Source organism: Sphingomonas sp. 2R-10, from assembly GCF_030062225.1.
Taxonomy (GTDB): Bacteria; Pseudomonadota; Alphaproteobacteria; order Sphingomonadales; family Sphingomonadaceae; genus Sphingomonas.
Map to the genome: position 1 here is coordinate 20826 of NZ_JASCXF010000051.1, position 9644 is coordinate 30469.

Here is a 9644-nt window from a genome sequence, read left to right on the forward strand (position 1 = left end):
CTAGCCCGTTCAATTCCATGTGGTCCACTGGTGGGCTATGTTGATGACACGGACGCTTAAGCGGGTCCGCGAGGTGCACCGCGACGGCGTCAGCTAAGAGGAGCTTCACAAATATGCGATCAGCTTCACCATGCGCGGGGCCGACGCGCACGATGGCGCTGCCCTGATCGGCTGGATGGAAGCTACCGTGCGTCAGTTCAGTCGGGACTTTACCGTCACCAAGGCACTGCTCCGGGACAGCTTGGGCGTCGACGCAAAGGAGATCACGGGGTCGATCAACTTCGACCCCAATGCCTCGATTGAAGGACTTGTCGATCACCAGTTCGGTCTCACGCCATCCATCGAGATGCAACGAGTCGAGATCAACCACTGCGAAGTCGATGTCGAGCTTCCGTTTCCGATCCCCAACGGCCCGCCAATCTTCGCCCGCATGCACTCCAACCCCGCCGCGATCTGCGACGTGCGTGTGCGCGGGCCCGATGGCGACAGTTTGAGACTCGAGGGCCAGCTGCCCGTCCCGGTCATTCCCGGTTTGGCCGCGGATCAGATGAAGTACCGCGTCCTGACGTCGTTCTTCGCAAGCGCCTTGATATAGCCGACAGATCGATCGCGAGTTCGCGGCCGCCGGCTTCATCGGCCCCGACGCGCCTGAGCATCGTTACGAACGCCTCAGGATCGGGCTGCCCGAGCGCCAGACGGTAGTAAAGTAGGTCCTCAAGCATCCGTTCGCGGCGGACAGCCCGCTGGCTGAAACGCCAATCGAAGCTGACGCTGATCGGACGCCCGCTGGCGGGAAGCCACCACCGCTCGAGCCCCGTCGTGTCGTCCTTGACTGGCTTTGCAAGCGAAATGAGCTCGCAGAATGGGCTCGATGCGCGGGGCGCCGCGAGTGCCTGCGCTCCGTGCGCCTGCGCCAGGGAACGGCGGACCGCTAGGCTGCCATACCTCGAGATGCGGCCCTCGCGCTGCTCGAAGTCGACGGGGTCGCCTGGTAAATCCCAGTGCACGATCCGGCTGCACCAGAGGTGGAAGTCGAGACCCTCTTGGCCGATCGAGGTGGTGCAGAGCATGTGCGGCCAGAACGGTGAGTTGAACGCGCGCCGCAGCGTATCGGTGCGGAAACGCTTGCCCTTCTTGCCGCCGCCCCGGCTCTGCTCGCCGCCGGCGAAAGGCGCCACGGCCTGCACCGGCACGCGGTGGTTGGTCCGCCCGCGCCGGAACTGCACGAGACCGGGGCGATCGAGCAGGCTCGCGGAAAGCTGCTCGACGATGCCGATGCCTTTCGCGTCACCCAATTTCGACAGTAGCGACATCTGCTCGTCGAGTACGGCCTCGAAGCCGCCCTTCAGCATCGCTTCGGCAAGCGCGTCCGGATAGCGCTTCCGCTTGGAGGTCGATTGGATCAACTCCGCGAAGGCCCTGTGCCCGAGATAGGGCCGGAGGCTCTCCCACGCGAAGGCGAACGTGCGTCGCCGATCGACTGGACGCTCCTGGGGGACCGAGTGGCGAACGAGGCAGCGCGCGAGGATGGAGCCCGGCGAGGACAGCAGGTGCTCGCTCAAGGCCTTGAGCTCGGCGGGCGAAATCCGATCGACCTTGGGCAGCGTGGCCCAGTTCCGGGCCTTGGCACCCTTCGACGCCTTCGCGGCGAGCGACGACACCCGCTGGTAGGTGATCCCATTGATCTGTCGCTCGAGGCCAGCGGCGACGACCCAGGTGGGCCGCTTTTCCTCACCGTCGATCCGGATGCGCTGCCTCCGCAAGTAATCCTCAAGCTGACGACGGGCGTCGCGCCGCACGCCGATGAGCGTGGCTGCAGCCGATCTGAGCGGCTCCACCGCAAGCGGCAGGTTCGGCCACGGCATGAACAGCCCCACAAGCGCGCCAGTCTCGCTGCCGCCTGGCCTGAGCAGCGGGACCGGCGCCTTCTCCTTGGGCTTCCGGAGACCGCCCGACAGGTTGATGGAGAGCAGCGCGGAGATCGCCGTGGGAGCTCCGCGCCACCTGCTGAACAGAAGGGTCTTGCCTGGAAGCGGCCGTCTGCCCGACCAAGGGCCCTCCAACCGCCACCAGGCGACGGTCGGCGGTTGCCACGGGAGGGAGAGGTTGCCCGGTTCGCCGACCATCTGCGCGAGATGGCGGAGTTGCGGATGCGCCAGGCTGCCCTTGCCACTGCCGGCCTCGATCGGTGCCGGTCTGGCCGCCTTCAGGCCCTTCCAGACCTTGTAGCCATGCATCGTCTGAGAGGGATATGGGATCGAGGTCCACATCGCCGGCGCCCAGCCGGCGAACTCGGGACCCGCGGTCTGAGCGAAGTGCCGGAAGACGACGAGGTCCTGGGTCTCGACGGATACCTGCGGGCTACGACGCTCGAACAAATCCTTCTTGTGGACCAAGGCTCGTTCGGTCCGCGCCATGAGCGGCTTGAGGAGCGCCTCCAGTCGATCCTTCGCCGCCAGCACGCAGTTCCGGATCACATCCTTGCTTCCCGTCGTCCTAAGCGCACGGTGGTAGTCACGCATCGCATTTTCGACGGCGGTTTTCCGGACGTCGTCGTCGGCAAGAAAGCCGGCAAGGTCGATCAGCGAACGGTAGTGGTCGAGCTCGTGGATCTCGCCGCCATCGAGGCGCCGCAACCGATATGGGGTCGCCGAGAGGAGGAGCACCGCCGGCCGCTCATCACCGCCAAGTAGCGCCTCGACTAGCAGCCGGTGGACCCTAGCGCGCTCCTGCTTTAGCGGGACGTTCGACAGTTCGGCCTTCGGGACGATCAGGTCAGCGTAGCGGTGGAACTCGTCGAGCACGACCAAGTCCGGCTTCACCGCCTTGAGACGCAAGGCCGCCAGCGCGAGGACAGAGCGGAATCGACCGACGAACTCGAGCACGTCGACATCCTCGCGCTCGAGCCATGCGATGACTGCCTTCTCCACGCTGCCCGTCTCGCAGTCGAAGATGTCCCCCATCGCCCGCTCGATCCCGATCGCGGTGAAGCCCGTCAGGTCGCCGCGGTCCTGAAACAGGACGCCCTTGGCAGCCCGCTTGCGATCGAGACGCTTCACCAACTCCCACAGCTCCGGATACCGGTCGAGTGCGGATCTGATCAGCTCCCGCTCCGCCTTGCGGCCAGTCCGCGGTCCCGGCTTCCAGCCAGGCAGGCTGGTCTCCGGAGTGAACGTGAAGACCTTGTAACCCTCTCCCTCGTCCGGCGGGCAGCCGGGGACCAGCGCGAGCCGGTCGCCCCCGGGCTCATACTCCTCCGGATCGGCCTTGGTGAGCGACACGAACTTGGGTCTGTTCTGGCCGGCGATCTCCAGGCTCGGGCAGAGGTACATGACGTTCAGCCGCCGCCGCCCTTCGCGGAGCCGCTGGGCGATCGTGCGGGCAATGACGGTCTTGCCGAGACCAACCTCGTCGGCCACCAGGAAGCGGCGGGGACCCGCCGCGTTCAGGACCTCGCAGGCGACCTCGACCGTGTCGGATTGAAAGGGCGCCAGTTCCATCACGCGCCTCCATGGATGGCGTCGTGGACCGCCTGCAGGAAAGGTCGGACCTCGACGAGATCCGCCAGCGCGGCGTCCCGTTCATCCTCCTCCGGCAGTTCCTCGAAAGCCTCGCGGAACGAGTCAAGCATCGCCATCATGCCCGACGTGCGCCGCTCGAACCCAGCCGGATCGCGGGCCCAGGCCGACAGCATCGTCTCGAGCGTGAACATGTCCGGGACGCTCGAGGTGCCGTCCGCGACGCGTCCCGACGGTGCGTCGGACCACCTCTGGCCGGCAGTGGCGTCGAGACCGTCCAGTTGGGAGCGGAGCCAATCGCGGAACCTGCTTGCCCCGACGTAACGCGTCAGCAGCGCGCGGTCGCGACGGTCGGGATCCAGGCCGGAAACCGGCAGCGACAGCACCCAGGTGCGCTGGATGTTCGGGTCGGCCAGGCTGGTCGCCCGGAAGGTCACGAGGGAGGTCTGCTCGCTTGGGACGACGCTGCCGCGGAGGAGTTGAAGCCGGCGGGCACTCTTCTCGAGCACAAGCCAGGCATCCGCTTCCACGAACGGTGCCGCCTCGAAGCGCGCGGCGGCAAGTGCAGCGCCAGCGCCCTCGCCGATAATCAGGAATAGGCCGTCATCCGCGTATTCCAGCATCAGGTCGCATTCGATAAGGAGGGCGATCCGCTCGTCGAGCTGCCGCTGGCTCTCCTCCCGCTCCGCCGCCGCCTCGTTCACCCGGGCGGGCTCGAACTCGAAGCCGGACTGCACGAACTCGTGCAGCGATCCGGCGAGCGTCTCATCGACCACGTCGAGTATCGCGACCGCCTCCGCGTTGGGGCCGAGCAGGCCGCGAGTGGTCAGGTTGGCGCTGCCGATCATAACCGCCGACTTCCTGCCCTTGGTCAGGGCGATCAGCTTAGCATGGACCCCCGCCGGCGGGGGTTCGATGAACTCAGCCGCCTTGTCCTCGGTCTGCTGGGCAACGGAGACAGTGGCCTCCGGTTCGGGCGAAGTTCCCGTCCTGAACGCGATGCCGGCCAGCGGTGCGCACTTGCCGGCCGCCATGTCCGTCGTCAGCAGCGTGACCGACGGCGACCCGGCGCGCAGCACCTCCTTCAGTCCGGTCCGGTCGATGAAGGGGCTGACCGCGCTCGCGGCCTCCGCGCGCTCGAGAAGCGGCGAACCGATGAAGGACGTCGTCCCACCGGGGCGGCGCCACAGCAGGCGCCGGACCGAGACGCCCGGCGGAGCCAGCCAGCGCGCGCTGTCCAGCTCGTCAAGTTCCGACGAGGAGAAGCCGCCTTCCACCAGAAGACCGCGCGCCAGTTGCCCGACATCCGTGACCGGCCGCGCGGCCTTGTCCCGAGACGTCACGAGCAGAAGCCCGGCGTCGAGGTCGCGCGAGCCGGTCAGGTTGCGACTGCCGATCCAGAACCGCCACTCGACGCCTTCGCCCTCGTAGCGAACGAGGGCTACCTTGGGGTGCCAGCTCTGGGTGCGCTCGTTCGCCGGAACCGCTTCCACCATCGTGTCGAGGAGGGGCAGGATCGAGCGGTGCGCCCTCGGCGCCACGATCCGCCCGACCTGGTGAAGGACGCGGAGCCGGCCCCGGATACCGTCGAACGCCTTCACGAGGCTAAGGGGGGAGTTCTCAAACTCGGCCTCGGGATTCCCGCCCAGCGTCAGGACGAGGCCGAGCAGCGCGACCAGATCCAACGAGTAGGTTGCAACCACGGCACGCGTGACCGACTGCCCGGAGCCTGGCCGCAATGCACCGAAGATGGAGATTCGGTCGTTTGGCGAGAAGCTCACGCAGCCGCCCCGACGCGGATAATCATCCGCCGCACCATCGGCCAACGATAGTCGAGAGGCTCCGCGATATCCTTCTTCCAATCGGCTCGCCGCCGGGCGTTCAGTAGATAGGCCCGCTCGAACTTCAACTCTCGCTCCCGGGCCTCGAGAACGCGTGCGATGTCATCGATGGTGCCATCGGACTTCGCCCAGGCGATCACCTCGCGCACGAACCGGGTCAGGTTCGCGTCCATGCGCGTGGCTGCTCGCAGCGCCTCTACGTCCGTCTCGAGTGCCGCTTCGCGATGCTCGGCGATGACCCTTGGCAGAGCGTCCGCATGGACCCGGTCCTCGCGCGCCAAGTCTTTGTTACGCTTCGCCTCTACGAGCGTGGCATACGCCGCCCGCGCGATGCAGGCGACCGATGCTGCCCGCCGGGCAAGGTCGAGCAGTTCGCGTTCCTCCGCCGAAGCCGCGTCCCGGACCTTGCGCGACCAGAGCGACTTCGTCGTCACGCCGTCTTCGGCCAGACGGCTGAGCAAAGGGCGGGTGCCACCCAGACCGGCGTGGCGCCACTTCCTGCGGATGTAGTCGGCCTCAACGTCGCGCAACTCGAAGTCGAGTTGACCGGACGCACGGTTCCACCCGTCGGGCGCACGTGGGATGCCGTCGAAGAGCTCGACCACGGACGTCCGCAGCGCATCACTGTCGTCCCGTGAGAGCAGGCGGGGCCAAAATGATTGGAGCTGCGATTCTGTCGGAGGGTCCGTGATGCCGGCGACGGGGTTGGCGATGCGCCATGCACGTAACGCGCTCCAGTAAATCGTGCTCGCGCGCACGACCGGACGCTCCTTCGCCTGGTACTTCATCCAGCCCGAGATGCCGGAGTTCGGAAGCTTCGGGACCCCGGCCATGAGACGCCGCGAGTAGCGCCGCTCGACCTCGAACAGCCGCTCACGGTCGAAACGGCCGCCGACGCTTTCCGCCGCCAACTCCTGATATGCCCACGCGACGAAGAAAACGTAGCGAAGCTGCTGATGCTGGACAGAGGTGCCGGGAAAGAAGCGGTCTGCGAAGGCGAAGTGGATCGGGGCGAAGCCGAGCTCGTCCCGCGTACCATCGGAAGCCAGCTTCGAGAGAAATCGCTGGGCGGCGTCGCGGTCGGCCTCCGACAACATGAACCATCCGATGGCGGGGGAGCTTGTCATCACGTCCTTGTAGGGCTCGGTTGAACCAATTTGCTGGTTGGTATGCGTGGCAGGGTATGAACGCTGACATGCCTCGCCCATGAAAGCCAGCCAGTCCGTTTCCTAATTAACTGTCATCGTCCTATGTCAAACTCGCCGATCCGTTGAGACTTCGCGATTTCTCAGTGTGCTTTCATCGCTATCCGGATATCGGGTCAATTATGCCGTTCTCAGATTGGGACAGTCAGGCATCCACCCAATCTTTGGCGTGGTACGACGCCTATAATGCGGTCAAGCATGACCGGGGCGGGCAGTTCGCGCGCGCGACCCTCTTGAATGCACTCTCGGCAGTTGGAGCGTGTGCATCGCTGCTGGTCGCGCAATTTGGCGATGTGGGTTTGTCCGACGAGCTCAATCGCACAATGGAGGTGGTCGTGACGCCTTGGCCGCTGAAAGATCTTTACGTCGCGCCCCAGCATTTCAAAGATTGGGCACCCACCCACCATCCAGCCCTGCGATAAAGGCGATCAGCAGCCCCCCCCCCCGGTCTCGCTCAGGCCGCGACGTCACGCCGCGCGATCACTCGCCTTGAGCAGGAGATGGATGAAGGCAAAAAGACGCGTAAACAGAAAGTCGATCTGAAGCGCTGTCTCGAGCGGCTCCTGCCCCACTTCCGAATGGCGAATCCGGTGTGCGTTGCCGAGGCGGGTCAGGGCCATTGCCTCTTCCTCGATCGCGATCCGCAACTTGCTGCCGGGCCGGGCAGCGCGATCAAGCAGGCTCGCTGCGCCCAACCTCTTATCGCTGCCATCGAGCGTCTTGATCCGCTCAAAGGCATCCCAAAGCTTCTCCAACCCGTCGCTGCGATCGTCATGCTTCGGCGCGAGGATCTTGATCCGCGCGGCTTCCAGAAGACGATCGGTTTCGGCATCGCCTGTCGCGAACCGGGCATGGGCGATTGCCTGCGCCAGAGGATCAGGAAGGATCCGCCGGATCTTCCCGGCTGACGACATCTCGTACGCGATGCCGTTGCGGGCAAGCAGTCGGTTCACCTCGACCGCAAAGGCGCGCAAGCCCGCATCGTGGTCCCAGGCAACGTGATAATGGCCCATAAAGTCATGCCAACTGCGCTCGCGCTTCTCGCCGACCGCCATCGCGCAGAATTCGAGCAAGTCGAGGATGGTCGGCGTCTGCGGAAGTTCGTTGCGACGCAACGGCCACTCCAGCCACGGTATCTCGGCGACCAAGGTGGCGCCGAACGCCCGCTCGTCGCACCCATATGGCTGCCGACCTGAATCGCTACACAGTGCCGGAAACCGGTAGCCGAACCAACCCGCGTCGATCTTGAGCTCGATCATGCTCTGGATCGCGAGCCAAAGCGGCTCGCCGATCGTCTCTGTGTGCCGGGGTGTCGGGCCATATTCGCGATCGGTGAAGAAGTCGGACATCGGTAAGCCTGCGTCTCTTCTGCGTTATTGGCAGGCCCCAACGGGGATCGCTGGCTTAATCCTGGCTTTCATCGAACTGGAGAGCCGCTGCCTGCCAAGAGAGGTGAACACCACGAAGGCTATGCCTAATGCTTCCCCTCACCGCCGGCAATCTCGTTGCGAGCGCCTCGTCGCTCGGAGGCAGCTGCAAATCCTTGCAAATCGGCCGAATGCAGGCCCGTGAACACGTAAGCACTAATTCGGCAGCGATTATCGCGCGCTACTCAAGAGTTGGGGTGCGCAGGCAGGCGGCGATGCGTGCCGTGCCATACCGAATGCGGCGGTCGGTAAACGTTGGTGATCTGCCTTCGCCAGCTTCGATCCCAAGCGCTGCACCCGCAGACCGATTGGCACCACGACAATGTCTGCTAAAGTCGCTCATTGCAATGAACCGTTATGAAGCAGGCCGCTGATCTGAAAGCGACATTGTTCCCGAGGCATCGATGATCCGTGTTCCGACGACGTTTGTGATCGGCGCTGGCGCTAGCGCCGAACTCGACTTTCCGACAGGTCCGGGGCTCCTGCGCGACATCTCGGAACTGCTGCAGTTCGGCAGCCAGTTCGATCACGTGAATGGCTCCAGCGCGGCGCTCGACATCGGGCTCGCGTACGCCAGACTTACGGGTCAGTCGCGCATCAACCCATCGGATCCCTTCTACGACGCAGCTGCACGGGTCCGATCCGCCGCGGACATCGCTCGCTCAATCGACAATGTCATCGATCAGAACGACGACGATCCCCTTGTGGAAATGGTCGGCAAGCTAGCCATCGCTTACCGCCTGTTGACCGCCGAGGCCGAAAGCAAGCTTTCGGAAGCACCTGAGCAGCCCGGAATTTTCGACTTGCAGAATTTGCGAGACACTTGGCTTCTACCCCTCGGCCAGATGCTCACGACTGATATACGAAAAAGCCGGGTCGAAAGTATTTTCGACCAACTCACAATCATCACCTTCAACTACGATCGCTCGATTGAGGCTTATTTGCCAACATTGCTAGTCGCCGCCTACGGACTGGACCATGCCGACGCGGTCGCAATCTCGCAGCGGGTGCGCATCTTCCATCCCTATGGGCAGGTCGGCCGTTTATCGTGGGATCTCGGCGTCGATGGCGGCATACCCTACGGATGGGTCGCGCGCGATCGGCTCGAATTGATCGCTCCACAACTCCGCACCTTTACGGAGCAGTTGGCTGATGGCGACGAGCTGACGGCTATGCGAAACGCTGTTCAGCAGGCCGAGCACTTGGTTTTTCTCGGCTTTGGCTTTCACAGGCAGAATATGCGGCTGCTTGCTCCCGACATGGACGCCCAATCAACAAAGATCATTGGCTCTCTTTACCGGGAGCCCGGTCCTGCAAGAGAGACGATTGTTGAGGAGCTCAGACGGCTCACCCGTCCGCTTGGAGCGACGATGGCGATCGTACCAACCTTACCTGGCATGACCTGTACAGACTTGCTCACGCAATATTTCCTGCCACTGACGAGCGGGTAACGCGGGCTCATCGCGCCGGAGGCAAGGGCGAGCCCCCACCGGTCTGATCTTCTCGGCAACTCCAATTCTGAGGCTTCGTAAGACCGTATGTCCGTGTCGTTGGCCGGGTTGGTTCGCCCTACAGTCGTGATCCGAGGGTTGCTCGGGTGGGCCGAGCCTATCCTCACACGAGGAGGACGAACCGTGGGAGATCCTACAGAAA

General features: G+C 64.4%; 7 protein-coding genes. 3 read left to right on the plus strand and 4 right to left on the minus strand.

What is annotated here, in order from left to right; translation table 11 throughout:
* Positions 1 to 130: 130 nt before the first annotated feature.
* Positions 131 to 595 carry a hypothetical protein gene (locus QLH51_RS17985; RefSeq protein ID WP_125661985.1) on the plus strand — a complete coding sequence of 155 codons (465 nt, stop codon included), beginning with the start codon at positions 131 to 133 and terminating at the stop codon, positions 593 to 595.
* Here the strand turns inward: QLH51_RS17985 and QLH51_RS17990 are convergent.
* The 3 genes from QLH51_RS17990 to QLH51_RS18000 are packed head-to-tail and all read right to left on the minus strand — an operon-like array spanning position 522 to position 6486.
* On the minus strand, positions 522 to 3500 hold the full coding sequence (locus tag QLH51_RS17990) for a DEAD/DEAH box helicase family protein (RefSeq protein ID WP_125661988.1): 2979 nt from the start codon (positions 3498 to 3500) through the stop codon (positions 522 to 524). The genes QLH51_RS17985 and QLH51_RS17990 overlap by 74 nt on opposite strands.
* Complete coding sequence (locus tag QLH51_RS17995; RefSeq protein WP_283514655.1) at positions 3500 to 5344, minus strand: phospholipase D family protein; 1845 nt, start codon at positions 5342 to 5344, stop codon at positions 3500 to 3502. The genes QLH51_RS17990 and QLH51_RS17995 overlap by 1 nt, the downstream gene beginning before the upstream one ends.
* Positions 5296 to 6486 carry a DUF6361 family protein gene (locus tag QLH51_RS18000; protein WP_164516240.1) on the minus strand — a complete coding sequence of 397 codons (1191 nt, stop codon included), beginning with the start codon at positions 6484 to 6486 and terminating at the stop codon, positions 5296 to 5298. The genes QLH51_RS17995 and QLH51_RS18000 overlap by 49 nt, the downstream gene beginning before the upstream one ends.
* 200 nt (positions 6487 to 6686) lie before the next feature.
* Between QLH51_RS18000 and QLH51_RS18005 the strand changes: the two genes are divergently transcribed.
* A complete protein-coding gene (locus QLH51_RS18005) occupies positions 6687 to 6986 on the plus strand; it encodes a hypothetical protein (protein WP_125661997.1) in 300 nt (99 codons plus the stop codon).
* 45 nt (positions 6987 to 7031) lie between these two features.
* Here the strand turns inward: QLH51_RS18005 and QLH51_RS18010 are convergent, their stop codons facing one another.
* Positions 7032 to 7913, minus strand: coding sequence for a hypothetical protein (locus QLH51_RS18010; RefSeq protein WP_125662000.1), 882 nt, complete (start codon positions 7911 to 7913; stop codon positions 7032 to 7034).
* A 482-nt stretch (positions 7914 to 8395) separates the two neighbouring features.
* Here QLH51_RS18010 and QLH51_RS18015 point away from each other — a divergent pair, with 482 nt between their 5' ends.
* Entirely contained in the window at positions 8396 to 9442 is a 1047-nt protein-coding gene (locus QLH51_RS18015) for a hypothetical protein (RefSeq protein WP_125662002.1), read from the plus strand.
* Positions 9443 to 9644: the final 202 nt, after the last annotated feature.

What these genes read in the sequence shown, in the direction of transcription:
- QLH51_RS18005 (WP_125661997.1), top strand. Translation starts at nt 6,687, where the DNA reads ATGCCGTTCTCAGATTGGGACAGTCAGGCATCCACCCAATCTTTGGCG.
- QLH51_RS17985 (WP_125661985.1), top strand. Translation starts at nt 131, where the DNA reads ATGCGCGGGGCCGACGCGCACGATGGCGCTGCCCTGATCGGCTGGATG.
- QLH51_RS18000 (WP_164516240.1), bottom strand. Translation starts at nt 6,486, where the DNA reads ATGACAAGCTCCCCCGCCATCGGATGGTTCATGTTGTCGGAGGCCGAC.
- QLH51_RS18010 (WP_125662000.1), bottom strand. Translation starts at nt 7,913, where the DNA reads ATGTCCGACTTCTTCACCGATCGCGAATATGGCCCGACACCCCGGCAC.
- QLH51_RS17990 (WP_125661988.1), bottom strand. Translation starts at nt 3,500, where the DNA reads ATGGAACTGGCGCCCTTTCAATCCGACACGGTCGAGGTCGCCTGCGAG.
- QLH51_RS18015 (WP_125662002.1), top strand. Translation starts at nt 8,396, where the DNA reads ATGATCCGTGTTCCGACGACGTTTGTGATCGGCGCTGGCGCTAGCGCC.